At 75.3% G+C, this 17,128-nt stretch carries 14 protein-coding genes; 12 read left to right on the top strand and 2 right to left on the bottom strand.

Features of this window, described 5'->3' with window-relative positions; all coding sequences use genetic code 11:
• Positions 1 to 114: 114 nt before the first annotated feature.
• Genes OG946_RS15590 through OG946_RS15600 form a run of 3 tightly spaced genes read left to right on the top strand, consistent with a single transcriptional unit; the run spans position 115 to position 3,783 of the window.
• On the top strand, positions 115 to 1,764 hold the full coding sequence (locus tag OG946_RS15590) for a gamma-glutamyltransferase family protein (RefSeq protein ID WP_326796715.1): 1,650 nt from the start codon (positions 115 to 117) through the stop codon (positions 1,762 to 1,764).
• Positions 1,757 to 2,326, top strand: coding sequence for a RidA family protein (locus OG946_RS15595; RefSeq protein WP_326796716.1), 570 nt, complete (start codon positions 1,757 to 1,759; stop codon positions 2,324 to 2,326). The genes OG946_RS15590 and OG946_RS15595 overlap by 8 nt, the downstream gene beginning before the upstream one ends.
• Positions 2,323 to 3,783, top strand: a complete 1,461-nt coding sequence (locus OG946_RS15600) for an MFS transporter (protein ID WP_326796717.1) — start codon at positions 2,323 to 2,325, stop codon at positions 3,781 to 3,783. Before OG946_RS15595 ends, OG946_RS15600 begins: the two co-directional genes overlap by 4 nt.
• 11 nt (positions 3,784 to 3,794) lie before the next feature.
• Here the strand turns inward: OG946_RS15600 and OG946_RS15605 are convergent, their stop codons facing one another.
• Complete coding sequence (locus OG946_RS15605; protein ID WP_326796718.1) at positions 3,795 to 5,603, bottom strand: PucR family transcriptional regulator; 1,809 nt, start codon at positions 5,601 to 5,603, stop codon at positions 3,795 to 3,797.
• 201 nt (positions 5,604 to 5,804) lie between these two features.
• On the opposite strand from OG946_RS15605, the gene OG946_RS15610 reads away from it, so the two are divergent.
• From OG946_RS15610 to OG946_RS15625, 4 genes are all read left to right on the top strand, one after another.
• Positions 5,805 to 7,238, top strand: a complete 1,434-nt coding sequence (locus OG946_RS15610; RefSeq protein ID WP_326796719.1) for an aldehyde dehydrogenase family protein — start codon at positions 5,805 to 5,807, stop codon at positions 7,236 to 7,238.
• A gap of 10 nt (positions 7,239 to 7,248) precedes the next feature.
• Positions 7,249 to 7,698, top strand: coding sequence for a GlcG/HbpS family heme-binding protein (locus OG946_RS15615; RefSeq protein WP_125935612.1), 450 nt, complete (start codon positions 7,249 to 7,251; stop codon positions 7,696 to 7,698).
• Positions 7,695 to 8,432 (top strand): YoaK family protein, encoded by a 738-nt coding sequence (locus tag OG946_RS15620; RefSeq protein WP_326796720.1) that lies wholly within the window; start codon positions 7,695 to 7,697, stop codon positions 8,430 to 8,432. Before OG946_RS15615 ends, OG946_RS15620 begins: the two co-directional genes overlap by 4 nt.
• A 710-nt stretch (positions 8,433 to 9,142) precedes the next feature.
• Complete coding sequence (locus OG946_RS15625; protein WP_326796721.1) at positions 9,143 to 9,970, top strand: carbohydrate kinase family protein; 828 nt, start codon at positions 9,143 to 9,145, stop codon at positions 9,968 to 9,970.
• Between the two features lie 14 nt (positions 9,971 to 9,984).
• Here the strand turns inward: OG946_RS15625 and OG946_RS15630 are convergent, their stop codons facing one another.
• Complete coding sequence (locus tag OG946_RS15630) at positions 9,985 to 12,066, bottom strand: tetratricopeptide repeat protein (protein ID WP_326796722.1); 2,082 nt, start codon at positions 12,064 to 12,066, stop codon at positions 9,985 to 9,987.
• 377 nt (positions 12,067 to 12,443) lie between these two features.
• On the opposite strand from OG946_RS15630, the gene OG946_RS15635 reads away from it, so the two are divergent.
• The 5 genes from OG946_RS15635 to OG946_RS15655 all read left to right on the top strand — a co-directional run bounded on the left by OG946_RS15635 (position 12,444) and on the right by OG946_RS15655 (position 17,103).
• Entirely contained in the window at positions 12,444 to 13,001 is a 558-nt protein-coding gene (locus OG946_RS15635) for a helix-turn-helix transcriptional regulator (protein WP_326796723.1), read from the top strand.
• A gap of 70 nt (positions 13,002 to 13,071) precedes the next feature.
• A complete protein-coding gene (locus OG946_RS15640) occupies positions 13,072 to 13,767 on the top strand; it encodes a Crp/Fnr family transcriptional regulator (protein WP_326796724.1) in 696 nt (231 codons plus the stop codon).
• 80 nt (positions 13,768 to 13,847) lie between these two features.
• Positions 13,848 to 14,642, top strand: coding sequence for a hypothetical protein (locus tag OG946_RS15645; protein ID WP_326796725.1), 795 nt, complete (start codon positions 13,848 to 13,850; stop codon positions 14,640 to 14,642).
• Positions 14,639 to 14,887 carry a hypothetical protein gene (locus OG946_RS15650; protein ID WP_326796726.1) on the top strand — a complete coding sequence of 83 codons (249 nt, stop codon included), beginning with the start codon at positions 14,639 to 14,641 and terminating at the stop codon, positions 14,885 to 14,887. Before OG946_RS15645 ends, OG946_RS15650 begins: the two co-directional genes overlap by 4 nt.
• A 32-nt stretch (positions 14,888 to 14,919) precedes the next feature.
• Positions 14,920 to 17,103, top strand: a complete 2,184-nt coding sequence (locus tag OG946_RS15655) for a hypothetical protein (RefSeq protein ID WP_326796727.1) — start codon at positions 14,920 to 14,922, stop codon at positions 17,101 to 17,103.
• The last annotated feature ends 25 nt before the right edge of the window (positions 17,104 to 17,128 follow it).

The following is a 17,128-nucleotide window of genomic DNA, read 5'->3' on the forward strand; positions in this document are numbered from 1 at the left end:
GGAGATCCCGGCCGTTGCCGGGGGTCCGGAATGTGCGGTACGCACAAGGAGGCCGCCGGATCCGGGGGCAGATTGCACATGGATCTTCGGTTCGCCCGGGCGGATACTCGCCGTATGGCCGAGTCGTACGAGTCGCAGCAGCCGTCCGTCCAGCAGCAGCCTGAGCAGCAGCGCCCGCCCCGTACCCCCGTGCTCTCCGCCGGCGGCATGGCCGCGAGCGCGCACCCCGCCGTCACCTTCGCCGGCGCCGCCGTGCTGCGCGACGGGGGCAACGCCGTGGACGCGGCGCTGGCGATGGCCGCGATGTCGTGGCTCGCGCTGCCGGGCCAGTGCGGCGTAGGCGGCGACGCCTTCGCCGTCGTACGGGAGCCGGACGGCCGGGTGTGGACGGTCTGCGGCAGCGGCTACGGGCCCGATGGCGGCGACGCCGACTTCTACGCCGCCCAGGGCCACGACGCCGTGCCGCTCTCAGGACCGCTCTCCGTCGCCGTACCCGGCGCGCCCGCCGCCCTCGCCGCCCTGCACGCGGCCGGCGCCACCCGCGAACTCGCCGAGCTGTGGGCCCCCGCCGCCCGCGCCGCCGAGGGCGGCCTGCCCTGCACCGCGAAGACCCGGGGCGACATCGCGGAAGTCCGGCAGCTCCTCGCCGCCGACCCCGACGCGCTGCGGAACCTGCTGCCCGCCGGCCGCCCGCCCGCCGTCGGCCACCGGCTCGCGCAGCCGGACCTGGCCGCGACGATACGTACCCTCGCCGCCGACCCCGCCGCCTTCTACACCGGCGCGTTCGCCGAGCGGGCGGTGGCCGCCCTGCGCGCGGCGGGCGCGCCGTTCAGCGGCGAGGAGTGGGCCCTCTGCGGCGACGTGGCACCGCAGCCGGCGATCAGCACCGCCTACCGCGGCCGTACCGTGCACCAGACCCCGCCCCCCACGCCCGGCTGGATGGCCCTCCAGCAGCTCGCCCTCTGCGACGGCACCCTCGGCGCCCTCGCCCCGCTCGGCGCCGACGCCGTGCACCTGCTGGCGTCGGCGGCCCGGCTGTCCTTCGCGGACCGCGTCGAGCGCTGCGCGAGCGACACCGAGGTGTGGCGGGAGACCCTGACGCCGGCCGCGGTCGCGGCGGCGCGCGAACGCCTCGCGCGCGGCGAGGCGCCGCCGGGAGCGGCGGGGCCCGCGGACGGCGACACGACGTCGATGGTCGCCGTGGACGCGGAGGGGCGCGCGGTGAGCTACATCCACTCGCTGGCGTTCACGTTCGGCTCCAAGGTCACGCTCCCCGGCACCGGCGTGCTGCTCAACAACCGCCTGGGCCGCGGCGCGTACCTCATACCCGGCCACCCCAACGCGGTCCGGCCGCGCCGCCGGCCGCTGCACACGCTGAACGCGTGGGTCGTCACGGACGAGGCGGGACGACTGGAGCACGTCGGGAACACCCCGGGCGGCGACGGCCAGGTGCAGTGGAACACGCAGCTCATCTCGCATCTGGTGGACCACGGGATGGACGCGCAGGCGGCGGTGGAGGCACCGCGGTTCTTCATCCACCCGGGCAGCGACGCGGACGTCCTCGGGCGGCCGGAGGAGCTGCGGTGCGAGTCGCGGCTGGGCGCGGGGGTGCTGGCGGGGCTGCGGGAGCGCGGGCACGCGGTGACCGACGCGGGGCCGTGGGGCGGCGGCGGCAGCGCGATGGTGATCACGGCGGACCGGGAGCGGGGCTGCCTGCTGGGCGGCGCGGACCCGCGGCAGGACGGGGTGGCGCTCGGTGTCTGAGGGGGATGCGGTGCCGGGAGCCGCGGCGTCCGGGGGTACGGCGCCGGAGGCGGGGGAGTCCGGTCGTACGGGAACGGGGGCGCCGGGCGCGGGCGTCGCGGCTGCCGCCGCGGAGGCGGCGGGCGGAACCGGGAACGGGGCCGCCGCGCCCGTTCCCCAGGGGGACTACCGGGCCGCCGTCGTCGACGGCGGGCTCGCGCTCAGCGCGGGGATGACGCCGCGGGTCGACGGCCGGCTGACCGTCACCGGGCTCGTCGGCGGCGACGTCGGCCCCGCGGTGGCCCGCGCCGCCGCCGGGCTCGCGGCGCGCAACGCCGTCGCGGCGATCGTCGCCGCGCTGGACGGCGACGCGGGGCGGCTGCGGCGGCTGTTGCGGATGACGGTGTACGTGGCGTGCGTCGACGGGTTCACCGACCTGTCGGCCGTCGCGGACGGCGCCACCGCGGGGCTCCGCGAGGCCGCGCCCGCGGCGGGGCTGCCGGTGCGGTCGGCGATCGGGGTCAGGTCGCTGCCGTCGGGGGCGCCGGTGGAGGTCGAACTGACGGCGGCCGTACGCCCATGAAGCCTGTCCGCGCGTGGTGGCGCCGTACCGCGGGAACGCGGAAGACCGCCACCGGTGCCGCCGCCGAAGCCGCGCCCGTGCGCCGGCCCAGCCGGTGGGGGCTGCTGCCCGTGCTGACCGCCACCGTGACCACCACGATGGCCAACACCGTCGTCAACGTCCCGATGACCTCCATCCTCGCCGACCTCGACGCCCCCCTCAGCCGCGGTGTGCTCGTCGCCACCGCCTTCCCCGTGACCCTCGCCGCCCTCATGCCCGTCTCCGGCTGGCTCGGCGACCGGTTCGGGCACCGCCGCGTCCTGTGCTGGGCGATGTCCGGCGTGCTGGCCGGCTCCGCCGGGGCCGCACTGGCGCCGAGCCTGCCGGTGCTGGTCGCCTTCCGGATGTTGCAGGGGCTGGCCGCCGCGCCCGTGCTGCCCGTGGTGATGGTGCTGGTGGTGCAGGTGCTCGGGGAGGGGCGGCGCGGGCGGGCGCTGTCGCTGTGGGCGGCGGCCAACGGCGCCGGGCAGGCGCTCGGGCCGACGACCGGCGGGCTGCTCGCCGAGTTCCTCGGCTGGCGCGCGGTGTTCTGGCAGATCGTGCCGCTGTCCGCGCTCGTCGTCCTCGGCGGCAGACTGCTGCTGCCCAAGCCGCCGGAAGGGCCGGCCCGCACCCGGCTCGACTGGCGCGGCGCGCTCACCGTCACCGGCGGCGCCGCCCTGCTGCTCGCCGCCACCTCCGCGGTGCCGTCGCAGGGCATCGGCTCCCCCGCCGTGTGGGGGCTCGCGGGCGGCGGGCTGCTGTGCCTGGCCGCGTTCCTCCTGGTCGAGCGGGGCCGGCCGGGGGCGTTCCTGCGGCCCCGGCACCTGGTCGAAGTGCGGTATCTGCGCTCGTCGTTCGCCGCCGCCGCGCAGATGTACGCGCTGGGGGCCACGCTGCTCGCGGCGCCGGTGTACCTGGTCGAGACGCACGGCATGCCCGAGGGCACCACCGGTCTTGTGGTGCTGGCGCTGCCGCTGGCCATGGCGTCGCTCGCGCCCGTCGCGGGGCGGGCGACCGAGCGGTTCGGCGGCCGGGCCGCCATGCGCGGCGGGCTGCTGACGCTGCTCGCCGGGCTCGGCGCGCTCGCCGCCGTCGCCGGGTGGCACGGGGCGGCGCCGCCGCTGGTCGCGGCGCTGCTGGCGCTGGGCGCGGGGGTGGCGTTCGTCCAGACCCCGGCGGCGACCGGCGCGTCCCGGTCCCGGGCGGGGCGTACGGGCGCGGGTCTCGGGCTCTTCAACCTCGTACGGTTCGGCGCCACCGCCCTCGGCACCGCCTCCGTCGCCCTGCTGGGTACCGAACCGGAGCGGCTGGTCTGGGTCTTCGGCACCGGCGCGGCCCTGGCGGCGGCGGCGTTCGTCTTCTCCTTCGCCGGCAAGGACCCGCAGCCCGACACCGCGGCCGTTCCGGAGCCACAGCTTCCGGTACGTACCCGCTGAGGGGCCCGGCGCTACGCCGGGGGCGACAGCTCGGCCTGGAGCACGCGCAGCGAGTCGTTCAGCGTCTGGATGCGGTGCGCCAGCCACACCGTGAACTGCGTCTCCGCGGACCGTACGTCCATCTGGAGCGCCCGCGAGGCCCGTTCGAGCTTGTAGAGCATCGTGTTGCGGTGGAGCTGGAGCCGCCGCGCCGCCGCGTTGAGGTTGCCCGACTCGGCGATGTAGGCGAGCACGACCTGTTCCAGGTTGCCCGTCTGGCCGTCCGCGCGGCGCAGCGGCTCCAGCACCTCGCGGGCGAACTCCCGCCCCTGCGCGCTCGCCGCCGCCTCCTCGACCGCCGCGAACACCCGCAGCTCCGCGTACCCGCACACCTCCGGCACCTGCACCCGGCCCGACAGCTCCAGCGTGATCCGCGCCTCGCGGAAGCTCGCCGCCACCCCCGCCGCGCCCGTGGCCGCCCGGCCGTACGCGATCTGCGCACCGGGGTCCGCCCGGCCGGTCACCAGCCGGTGCAGCCACCGCCCGTACCGCTGCAGCGCCGTCTTCTCGGCCTGGGCGTCGAACGGCGCCGCCGCGTCGGCCGCCGCGAACTCGGCCACGACGACCAGCAGCCGGCCCATCAGCGTCGCCATGGTGAACCCCTTGCCGTGCCCCGGCGCGGCGCCCGCCGCCGGCCGGTCCGTACCGCCGGGGCCGCCGCCCGCCGCGTCCGCCGCCCCCGCGACCGCCCGCTGCACCGCCTGCGCCCGCGCCGCGCTCGCGGCCGGCATGGCGACGACGAAGACGGCGTGCCGCGCGTCCATGTCGAAGCGGTAGTGCCGCGACCGCGCCTCCAGTTCGTGTGCGTCCGTGAACCGTCCGTGCACCAGCGTGTCCAGGAAGTCGTCCCGCGAGCGCTCCTCCGCCTCCGTGACCGACCGCTGCCGCAGGATCTCCGACGCCACCAGCGGCGCCCCCTGCTCCACGATCACCCGGTGCTGGGCGAGCGCGTGCGACTCCGGCGCGAGCACCGGCTCGACGACGGCCACCGTCCCGTACGGCTCCCCCGCCACGCCCACCGGCGCGCACACCACGTGCAGCCGCTCGCCCCACGGCGCGGCGACGTCGAGGTCGCGGGCCGCGACGTGGTGGTGCCCGGCGTGCAGCGACTGCGGCCGGGCCCCGCCCGCCTTGGCGTGGACGGCGTCCGCCAGCTCCTGCCACTCCGCGTCGGAGGCCGCCCGGTCGCGCTCCGCGCGGGCCAGCAGCTCGCCGCCGCGGTCCAGGATCAGCACCGAGCCGCCCGACAGCGTCGCCATCGACCGCGCCAGCGCGGGCAGGCCCGAGCCGGAGGCGAAGACCTCGCCGAGGGTGCGGTGGACGCGGACGCTGTACTCCAGCACGTGCGCCGTGTCGGCGATCGACTTCACCGCCACCAGCCGCCCCACGCGGTGGTAGTCCGCCTCGGGCGCCAGCCGCACCAGCGGCAGCCCCGCGGTGTCGGCGGCGCGCATCAGCGGGCCGAGGTCGGGTTCGACGCCCTGCTGGAGCCGGGCCAGCACGGCGGCGGCGCCGCGGGCGGCGAGGCCGGAGAGCAGCCGGCGGGAGTCGGGGGCGGCGACGAGTTCCGCGGCCGGGGCGTAGACAGCGATGCCCGCGAGGTCCTCGCCGGCCGCGGGCCGGTCGGCCCCGGGCGGCGGCGGCAGCTCGGCGAGCGGCAGGCACCAGGTCACCTCGCGGCGCAGCCCGGCCTTGCCACCCAGCAGCCGCCCGCGCAACACGGGCTCGGCGAGCAGCGATTCCACCGTCATGTGCAGTTTGTGCGATGTGTCGTGTGCCATCTGCCTACATCCTCCTGCGGCGATGGTGCGGATTGTACGAAGCCGCCTCGGCCGGAAACGCCAAAGCTAGGGACGAGGAACGAGGAACGTCACGGGAACCACGACGCGCTGCCCGGCCGATGAGGACGTGGAGGTCATCTTGTCGAGAAAAGCACTTGCACACCAGAGTCCGGGCATACCGACCTGGCCGGGGGCACGGCGATGACGGCCCCGGACCCGGCCGCCTCGCCGACTGCCACACCGGCCGTGCTGCGCTCCACCGACCCGGCGTCCCCCGGTGAGACCGTCACCGAGGTCGCCGCCGCCTCCCCGGCGCAGGCCGCCGAGTCGGTACGTACCGCACACCGGGCCTTCGAGGGCTGGGCCGCCGCCCCCGCCGGGCGCCGCGCGGAGGCGCTGCACGGCGCCGCCGCGGAGCTGGCGGCGGACGCGGCCGGGCTGGCGCTGCTGATCTGCCGCGAGGAGGGCAAGACACTCGGCTCGGCGCGCGGCGAGGTGGCCAAGACCGTCGAGCAGTTCCGGCTGGCGGCGCAGCTCGCGTACCTGGTGGAGGGGGCGACGTACCCCGGCGAGAGCCCGGGAGTCGCGGCCTGGACGCTGCGCGTGCCGCTCGGCGTCGTCGTCGCCGTCACCCCGTGGAACTTCCCTGTCTCGCTCGCCGCCCGGAAGATCGCCCCCGCGCTGGCCGCCGGGAACACCGTCGTCTTCAAGCCATCGCCGGTCACGCCGGGCGTCGGCGCGCGGCTGGCCGCGGCCTGCCATCGCGGCGGGGTACCGGAGGAGGTGCTGCGGGTCGTCCAGGGCGAAGACCCTGCGGCGATGGCGGCGCTGGCGGGCGCGCCGGAGGTACGGGCCGTGACGTTCACCGGCTCCGACCGGGTCGGCGCGGCGCTGCGCAGCACCGTCGGGCCCTCGGCCCGGGTGCAGTTCGAGCTGGGCGGGCACAACGCCGCCCTGGTCTGCGCCGACGCCGACCTGCCGCGCGCGGCGGCGGAGGTCGCGGCCGGGGCCTTCGGGCTCACCGGACAGGTCTGCACGGCGACGGACCGGGTACTGGTGGAGCGGCCGGTGGCGGCGGAGTTCACCGCGCTGCTGGCGGAGCGGGCCGCGAAGCTCACCGCGGGGCGCGGCGACGACCCGGGCGCCGACATCGGCCCCGCCGCCACCGCCGGGCAGCGCACCCGCCTCACGGGGCTGCTCGACTCCGCCGTCGCCGCGGGCGCCGTCGTCGCGGGGCGCGGGTCGCTGGCGCCGGGCGCGGATCCCGCGGGGCACTGGGTGCTGCCGGCGGTGCTGACCGGCGTACCGGCGGACCATCCGGTGAACACGGGTGAGCTGTTCGGGCCGCTGCTGTCGGTGGTGCCGGTGGAAGGGCCCGAGGAGGCGCTCGCCGCGATCAACGCGGACCCGCACCGGCTCGTCACCGCGATCCACACCCGCGACCTCGGCACCGCGCACCGCTTCCTGCGGGCGGCGCGCTGCGGGGTCGTGAAGGTCAACGAACGCACCACAGGCAACGGCGTCGCACCGCCCTTCGGCGGCTGGGGCGCGTCCAGCTCCGGCGCGTTCCCCGAAGGGGGGCGGACGGCGCTGGAGTTCGTCACGGACACGAAGACCGTGTACTGCGCGTACTGAGGAGACTCCCATGCACAAGATCCACCGGCTCACCCTGGAAGACGCCCTGGTCATGCTGGAAGCCGCCGAGGCGGAGGCCGCGCGGATCGGTGTCAGGCAGACCATCTGCATCGCCGACGACGGCGCGCACCCGATCGCCCTGCACCGGATGACGGGCGCGCGGCTGACGGGCGTGGAGATCGCCATCGCCAAGGCGTTCACTGCCGCGGGACACCAGCGGGCGACGCACCTGTTCAACGAGGAGCCGAAGGGCCCGGCGCTGCCCGGGAACGAGGCGTTCGGGATCCAGCACATGCACCCGGGGCGTTTCGCCGCCTTCGTGGGCGGGTTCCCGATCGTGTACGAGGGCGAGGTCGTCGGCGCGGTGGGGGTGAGCGGCGGCAACGGCGACCAGGACAAGGCGGTCGGCGCGGCGGCGCTGGCGGCGTTCGAGCGGAAGGTGGCGACCGGGGCGGCGTGACGACGACAGCGACGACAACGACGGCGACGGCGGCCCGCCCGGCGGCCGGCTCCCGCGGGCGCGGGGCAACCCTCCGCACGGACACGGCCCTGATCCTGCTGACCGTCACGGCGGGCATCACGGACGCGATCTCGTTCCTGGGCCTGGGCGGGGTGTTCACGGCGAACATGACGGGCAACCTGGTGCTCGTCGGCATGGCGGCCACGTCCGACGAGTCGTGGCAGGAGGTGCTGCGCGGCGACGTCCTGCGCTGCACCGCCTCGTTCGCGGGCTTCGCCCTCGGCATGCTCGCGGGCTTCCGCCTGCTGCGCACCCGCCCCGCCGGCTCCGCGCGGGTGCTCGGCGCCGGGCTCGCGCTGCACGCGGTGTTCCTCGCCGGGTGGGTCGCGACGGACGCCGCCCCCGGGACCGCCGCCGGCGCCGGGCTGATCGCCGCGTCGGCGACGGCGATGGGCGTACAGACGGCGGCGGCCCGCGGTCTCGACCGGGCGGGCATCACGACGACGTTCGTCACCGGCACCCTGACGTCGCTGATCTCCGGCCTGGCGCAGGGCGACCGCCGGCACGCCGCCCTGCGCACCGTGGTCCTGGCGGCGCTGCTCGTGGGGGGTCTGCTCGGCGGGCTGCTGCTGGCGTACGCGCCGAAGGCGGCGGCGGTGCCGCTGCTGGTGGCGACGGCGGGGGCGATGGCGCTGTGCGTACGGCCGGGTCAGCGGCCGGAACGTACGGGATGAACCAGGTACTTGAGGTGCGTGACCCCCTCCCCCTCGACGGCGCGGACCTGCTCAAGACGGACGCGGCTGCCGTCCACGCCGTCGAGGAGGCGGGGGCACGCCACGGCTCCGTGACCGAAGCTCTGTGCACCGGCCGCGTACGGCCGGCCGCCGCGCCGCCGTACTCAGCACGATCGTCCCGGGGTCGTGGTCCGGGCCCTCGTCGCGGCGGGCATCGGCGTCACGACCGTCCCGGGCCTGGCCCTTGCGGCCCACCGGGGGAAGGGGATCCGCACGACGGAGATCCCGGGGGCGGAACGCCGGATCCACGCGGCGACGTACGGGGACCCGCCGGACCCGCCGGACCTGCCGGGGGCGAGGGCACTCGTGGAAGCGCTTCAAAAGGCAGCGGCGGAACTCACGGCACAGTAGTCTCGACACGAACGTCTCCGGATCACCGCCTCGTCGGCGAACTCCCCGGTTCCACGAAGGCATTCGGACGGCGTAACGGCGGGCCTGCAGCAATTCTGCATGCGGGCTGCAAGGAAACGCTCTGGTCACCTCCCGCAGACTCGGATGCGCGGGCCGGATACCCGGCCCGATGCCGCAATCTGGGGGAGACGAGATCGACTATGCCGCGGTTTGTCATCGTGGGAATGACGAGGCTGGCGATGACTGCGCCCGTCGAGGAATTTCCGTTGCAATACAGCGCGTACCGCAGCGCTTCATGGATGCGCTGCACTGTCGTGGGAGGTGCGTACAACGTCGCCGGCGCGTTACGGAAGCTGGGGAGTGAGGCACACGTCTGCACGCTCGTGGGAACCGACGAAGCCGGAGCGGTGATCCGGGAGGCCATGGAGCGGCGGGGACTGAAGGGACGGGGAGTCGTCGACGTCGCGGAGACGGCCAAGACCATGATCCTCACCGACCCGAGCGGGCGCGTGGCACGCAATGCCTGGGCCGTGGGCGGCTCGGGCGACTATCCGATGGAGCGCTTCATCGAGCAGGCGGTGGACGCGGACCTGGCGGTGATCACCAACCGGCCGTTCGGCGAGCCCTTCCTGCGGCCGGCGAAGGAACTGCTGGGGCTGCCGGTGGCCGTGGATCTGCACGTGTCGGCCGATCTGGACGACGAGAGCCACCGGCCGTGGCTGGAGGTGGCCGACGTGCTCTTCTGCAGCCATGAGCGGCTGCCGGGCACGTGCGCCGAGTGGATCGGGGAGGTCTTCCGCCGTTACCCGGGGTGCCGGATCGCCGCGGTGGGATGCGGCGAGGACGGCTGCGTCATGGGGCTCCAGGACGGGCGGCTGGTGGAGATCGGCGCCGTCACGCCGCGGCCGGTCCGCGACACGGACGGCGCGGGGGACGCGCTGTTCGCCTCCTTTCTGCACGGCTGGCTCACGTCGGGCAAGCCGGTGGAGGCGCTGGAGTCGGCCGTTCTGTTCGCCGGCTGGAAGGTCGGTGCGGACTCGGCCGCCGAGGGTTTCCTGACCGACAGGGAACTGGCCGCGCTGCGCCGGGTCTACCCGCTGCGTACGCGCGTCGGCACCTGGCGCTAGCGCGGCGCCCGACGCTAGTCGGGCGCCGGCACGGGATCCGCCGGTTCGTCGGGCCCGGCGCCGGTATCGAGGCGGCGCCGGTGTCCGGCGGCGCGCTCCGCGTGCGGGAGGGCGCCGAGTTTGCGGTAGACCTCTTCGGCCCGGGTGTAGTGGCCTCGGGCCGAAGAGGGATCGCCGTCCTGCTCGGCGACCTCTCCGAGGATTTCGCGCAGGGTGCCCTGGTCGAAGACCGTACCGGCATCCTGGAGCGCGGCCAGGGCGGCTTCGAGTTGGACGCGCGCCGCGGGGCGGTCACCGGCGCGCAGGTATGCCTGACCGAGGAGACGGCGGGCAAGGATCTCGGAGTTGAGATCCCTCTTTCCCGCGATCATGTCCATCGCTCGGGTGAGATGGCGGATGGCATCGTCGTCGTGTCCCAGGAGGCTTTTCACCTCGCCGATGGCGAAGTGCGCCTTCGCCTCCCCGCGGGTGTCAGCCGCTGCTTCCCGGATGACGAGTGCAGCCGCGAACAACTCGCCTGCCCGGTCCAGCTCGTCTCGTTGCATGTGCACGAGGCCCACGTTGTGCAGGACCAGGGCCTCACCCGGCCGGTCGCCGATCTCCCGGCGGAGGTCCAGGGCTTCGTCGAAGGCGGCGAGAGCCTCCTCGTAGCGGCCCGTGTCCCGCAGCGCCATGCCGAGGCCGGTACGCATCCTTGCCTCACCGAGGCGGTGCCGGCAGGCCCGGGCGGCCTCCGCGCCGATCTCGTGACTGGCGATCCAGTCCCGGTGGTATCGCGTGTAGATGAACAGACCCCACATGGCGTCCACGATCTGCCAAGCGGCTGAATGGTGACCGCGCTTCGAGGCGAGCCGCAGGACGGCCATGAGGTTGGCGAGTTCCTCCTCGAACCACCCGAGCGCGGTGGCGAAGTCCGCGAACGTACGGCTCTCCTCCGGCGGGAACCGGTATTCCGGCACCGGGCGCCGGCGTTGGGGATAGACGACGTGATCCGCGCTGTCCGCGGTGGCGAGATAGTGATCGATGATCCGCCGCTCGGTCACCGCACGCAGGTCGCGGTCGTCGTCCGCTTCGCCCCGGTGCCTGGCGTGCTCGTGGATCAGGTCGTGGAAGCGGTACCGGCCGGGGTTGTCCGTGCCGAGGAGGTTGGCGTGCACCAGGGTCACCAGGCAGTCGATCGGCGCTGAGATCTCGGGAGGCCCCGCAGCCGCCGCCTCGGCGACACCGACGTCGAACTCGCTGCCGGGGTGCAGGCCCATCCGGCGGTACAGCCGCGCGGCGTCGTCGGGGAGCGCCGCGTACACCTGGTCGAGTCTGGCCTTCATGGATACCTCCTCGTCCGCTTCGCTGAGGTGAGAGCCGCCGGCGGGGTCCGTCACCGCCGTCGCCACGCTCCAGCCGGGCCGGGCGACGAGCAGCGCCGCACTGACGCAGACCGCCAGCGGGAAGCGGCCGCAGGAGAGGACCAGTTCGCGGGCGGCGGCGACATCGGCCGCGACGCGCTCGTGCCCGGCCACGTTGCCCAGCAGCTCTATGGCCGAATCCGTGTCCAGCGGATCGAGCCGCACGAACTCCGCGCCGTCCAGCACCAGGGGCCGGAGATGCCATCGGCTGGTCACCACGCAGACACTGCCCGCGGACGCCGGCATCAGGGGGCGGACCTGGGCGGCCGACAGGGCGTTGTCGCAGAGGACGGCGATACGTCGGCCGGCCGTGACCGTACGGAAGTGGGCCATCTGCCCGGCGAGATCGACGGGAACGTGCTCCGGAGCCACGCCGAGCGCCTGCAGAAACCGGGGCAGCACGTGGGCCGGACTGGTCGGCTCGCCTACCCGGTGCCCCTCCAGCCCGGCGTAGAGCTGACCGTCCGCGAAGTCGTCGCTGTGGCGGTGGAGCCACGACAGCGCGAGGGACGTCTTCCCCACCCCCGGCAGACCGCTGATGGAGACGAGCGCGGAGGAGTCCTCGCTACGCGCCCGCGCCAGCGCAAGGTCAAGAACCTCCAGCCCCGCCTCGCGGTTGGTGAAGTACCGGGGCCGCGGCGGAAGCTGCCTGGGAACCGGCGGTCGCTGCCGGGGCGCGGCACCGAGATACACGTCCCCGCGGATGGTGGCCGCCTGAAGACTGGGCCCGTGGACGGTCCCGGAAAGATCGTTGCGCGTGTCACTCCGCCCCCATGGCGCATGACCGTCGGACGGTGGCATACGGATACCCCCAGGGTCGTCAAGATCAAATCCGACTGTAGCCACACCTGGGCCGGCATATCCCTCTGGCAACTACCAACACTCGAATGAGTGGCTGGCACGCTCACGACTCCCGTGCGACTGTCGCACAGAGCACCGGACGCAACCAGGAGATTGTCAGCCGCCTTGGACCGCCCAGAACCCGAAACGCACACCCCACCAGCCCAAACCGCAACTCCAGACCAGGTGCCCGCACGCATAGCTACGGGCCTGGGAAGCCCGGCTGGACGGTGGCCTTCGCCGGGTTCAGCGGCCCCGCCGTCGCCGCCTGTGCCCGGCGCGGCCTCATCCCCGCCCCGGACGACGCCGTCGTCCCCCTCGCCACGGGCGCCCCAGCGCACCGTACGATCCGCAAACTCGCCACCGTCTGCAACGAGTCCGAGCCCACCTACGACGCCACCTCCGCCGCCGGGCTCCACGAACTCCCCGGCGTCCTGCGCCGCTCCCGCGCCACCCCGCGGGACCGGCCCCCTGCGGTCGTCGAGGAACTCGCCCGCGCCGCCCACCTGCCGGTCTCCGTGACCGAGCACGCCCGCCGGCAGGCGCTGCCGCTGCCCGGGCTGCGCGAGGAGGTCCAGTACACGGCCGGATGCAGCCCGAAGGACTTCGTCCTCGCCACCCGCCTGAACACGGCCAAGGACCTGCTCGCCACCACGGACCTCAAGGTGGCTTCCATCGCCCGCCGCATCGGCTACGCCGACCCCGGGCACTTCACCCGGCTCTTCACCCGCCGCGTGGGCGTGCCGCCGGGCGCCTTCCGCGCCGGGCACGCACCCCGGACGCATTGACGTGCGCCTGCCCGTTCCCTAGCGTGCTGTCGTTTCGGGGCGGGGATGTCATGGGTCCAAGGCGGTCGGCTTGAGTCTCATCGAACGGGAACAGCCCCTGCTCGATGGGTTACGGCCGGACGAGCGGGCGGCGCTGCTGGCACTCGGCGTACCGCGGAGCTACGCGAGCGGCGACGTGCTCCTGCCCGAACGCGCCCCCACCTCGTACGTCGTCGCCATCCTCCGCGGCTGGACGGTGGTCTCGGTGGCGACCGAGCGCGGCCACCGGCTCATCCTCGCGCTGCGCGGCGCCGGTGAGCTGGTCGGCGAGCTGGCGGCCGTCGACCGCAGGCCGCGCAGCGCCACGGTGACGGCGCTGGGGGCCGTGGACACCGTGGTGATTCCCGGCGACCGGTTCCGCGGGTTCCTCGGCGCCAGCCCCGCGGTCAGCGCGCTGGTGCTCAGGCAGCTCAGCTCCCGGCTGCGCAGCTCGGACGGCGAACGGCGGTCGCTGGCCTCGGAGAACGTACTCCAGCGGCTGGCCGTACGGCTCCTGGAGCTGGCCCAGCGCACCGGCCGCCGGCACCCCGACGGCAGCGTGACCATCGACCTGCCGCTGCCGCAGCACGACCTCGCCGCCTCCGTGGGCTCGACCCGGGAGGCCGTCGCGAAGGCGCTGCGGCTGCTGCGCGGGCAGGGCATCGTCCGAACCGCGACCAGGCGGCTGGTCGTCGTCGACACCGAGCCGCTGCGGCTGCTGGCCGGGGACGGCACCGAGGTTGTGTAAACGGCTACATACACCGGCGCCCGGCGCGGCCATCCTGAGTACGCGGCACGGTCGCCGGGCGTCGTCCGAGGGGGGTTGAAGTGAGCGTGAGCAGGGGCGGGGCGGTCCACCGGCTGGTGGTGAGCGCGGATATCAAGGGGTCCGGGCGCCTCGGCCACCGGGCCAAACTCCGGGCGCGCCAGGGGATGTACGCGGTCTTCGAAGCGGCCTTCGCCGCCGGGGGCGTGGGCGGCGACCAGGTGCACCTGGAGGACCGGGGCGACGGCGTGCTCGCCGCGCTGGCGCCCGAGGTGCCGCCGGCGGCGCTGGTCGGGCTCTGGCTCGAAGAGGTCCACCAGGGCGTGCGCGAGCACAACGAGGGGCTGAGCGAGCCGCTGCGGTTACGGATCGCGATGCACGGCGGGCCCGTCGGCGACGACGGCAGGGGGCTGGTGGGCCGGGCGGTCGACCTGGCGTGCCGGCTGTGCGACAGCGAGCCGGCGAAGGCGATCCTGGCGGCGGACGACGACGTGCACGTGGTCTTCGTGGCCTCCGACGTCCTCTACCACTCGGTGGTCGCCGAGGGCGGCAGGTTCGTGGAGCCGGAGCACTACCGGCCGATTCCGGTACGGGCCAAGGAGACGGACGAGGTCGCGTGGTTCCACGTACCGCGCCGGGCCGCGCCCCCGTGGCCGGCGGCCGCACCGCCCGAGCAGCCTGCCCCGACCGCGGCGCCCGGGGGGCGGCCGGGGCAGGCACCGGGGGCGAAGTACTGGATCAACGTCAACGGCCACAACCAGATCGTGGACGGCGCGGAGGTGCACGGCGACATCGTCGGGGTGCGCGTGACCCGCGAGCGGGACGGCGGCGCGGAGGGGGCGGAGCGCGGTGAGTGACGGCGGCAGCGGTTCCGGCGGGGGCGGGCAGGGCGGCGGCGGTGGCGGAGGCGCCGGCGGAGGAGGCGGAGGAGGCGGCGGCGGGCGCAACGGAAGCCGGGGCGGCGCAGGCGGCGGCGCGGGGCGCCACGCAGGCGGAGGCGGAGGCGGAGGCGGAGGCGGCGGGCAGGGACGCGGCGACGGCGGCGGATCGGGCGGCGGATCGGGCGGCGGATCGGGCGGCGGCTCCGACGAAGGTCTGCTGAGCGCCGCGCACTCCGGCCCGTTCGCCGGCCGCGTGGAGGACGGCGCGTACGACGCCGCACGGCAGGCCCGCGCCAACTTCGTGGACGTACAGGGCCGCAACGCCATCGTCGACGGTACCCGCGGCGACGTCCACCTCGGCGACCACCACCACTACACCACCCCCCGCGCCGACCTGCCGCGCCTGGTCACCGGCACCGTCCCGCGCGACGAACTGCGCCGCCTCCGGCTCGTCTTCGAAGAGCCCCCCGGCTATCCGGAGCTGCGCGGGATCCTGGAGCGGCAGCGCCTGATCGCCCTCTGCGGCGACACCGGCAGCGGCCGCGGCTACGCCGCGCTGTCGCTGCTCGACGAGATCACCCGCGGCCAGGTCGAGCGGATGGACCCGCGCACCGAGCTGGACCGGATCGCGGAGGCCGACCTGGCCGAGGGCCGCGGCTATCTGGTGCAGATCGCCGACCAGGTGCCGCTCGCCCCGCGGTGGCGTCCCGACGCCGACGACCGCGACCGGCCGGAGCGGGACGGCAGATGGGTCGCGGAGCGCCCCGCCGAGCTGCACCTCGACCGGCTCGGCGCGCTCCTCGCGCGGCGCGGCGCGTACGCGATCCTCGTCGTCGGCACCGACGCCTTCGGCGACGAACTCCTCCGCGGCCGCTACGGCCACCTGTTCCGTACGGCGTCGGCCGACGGCATGCTGCGCCGGCACCTCACCGCGCTCCTCGGCCACGCCGAGGAGGAGCCGCTGGCGGAGGCGCTCGCCCTGGCGCGGCGGCCGGACGTCACCGAGGCGCTTGGGCTCGATCCGCTGCGGCCGCACGAGGTGGAGTCGCTGGCACGGCTGCTCGTCGCGCGGCTGCGCGCGGAGTCCACCGACGACGAACTCCTCGCCGGGCTGCGCACCTTCGCCCCGTCCCAGGCCCGCGCGTGGTTCGCGACCACCGGGCGGGCCGCGACGCGGGGCCGCGACGCGGTCGCGGGCGCGCTGCGGCAGGCGGCGTTCCGTACCGCGGCGGCCGTCTACAACGGCTCGCCGTACAGCGTCGCGACCTCGGCCGCGGAGCAGTTGGCGTGGGAGTTCGCGCAGGCCGCGGAGCCGGGCCGGGAGCCGGGACGGGTGCTCTTCGGCGACCACAGCCGGGCCCGGCTGGCGGCGGCGCGGGCCGAACTCTTCACCGGGGACGTGCTGTTCGCCGACGGGCGGCGGCTGGAGACCCGCAAGGTTCGGCTGCAGGGAGGCGCGCTCGCGCGGGCCGTCCTCGCGCACGTGTGGGAGGAGCACCACAACGTACGCGGGCCGCTGTGCCAGTGGCTCCGTACGCAGTGCGCGGACGAGCGGCCGGTGGCGTGGGTGCCGGCCGCGATCACCGCCGGGGCGCTGTGCACGCTGGACTTCTCGTACGCGCTCCAGGAGATCGTGCTCCCGCTGGCGTCCGACGAGTTCCTCCAGCAGCAGCTCGCCGCCGCGACGACGCTCGCCCAGGCGGCGGCGCTGAGCGAGCCGTTGCGCGTGGTGGTACGGCACACCGTACGGGGGTGGGCGCGCGAGGACGACGACGCGCGGGCCGGCACGGCGGCCCTGGTGCACGGCTTCGGCACGGTGGCGGAGTCGGTGTCCGCCTCCCTCGACGAGCTGGGCCGCATGGCAGGCCGCCAGTACGAGGGCCCCGACCCGATCGGCCTGGGCTACGGCGCGCTCAGCGCGGCCCGGCTGCTCGCCGGCGCGGAACCGGAGACCGTGCTGAAGCGGCTCGGCGCCTGGATGGGCGACCGCCGCACCAGCCACCGCAACCTCGCGCTGATCACCGTCGACTACATGATCCTGCTGCACACCTCCAGGCTGTGGGGACTCCAGGACACCCCCGCGCGCCGCGACCACGAGCGCTGGCCGCTCGCCGCCGCCCTGCTGGACGCGCATCCGCGGCTCACGCGGATGCTGGGGGACCTGGTGTGGTGCGGTCTCGACACGGCCAGGTCGCGGGACCGGCTGGAGGACTCGCTCGCCGAGTGGATACGGAACGGGGACGAGGATCCGCAACTGCTCGACGTCCTGTGCGCGTTCCTGCCGCACGCCCTGTACGACGAGGACGACGCCGCGCGGCTGCGCAACCTCGTACGCCGCCTGGAGCGCGACCCCGACGAACCCGTGGCGCCCGCCACCGTACGCAGGCTGCGCGAAGCGATTGCCGGGCAGCGGGCCATGACCGTACGAACGGACTGATCCGGCCCGCCGGACGAGACGAGGT

The sequence above is a fragment of the Streptomyces sp. NBC_01808 genome, from assembly GCF_035917395.1.
GTDB lineage: Bacteria > Actinomycetota > Actinomycetes > Streptomycetales > Streptomycetaceae > Streptomyces.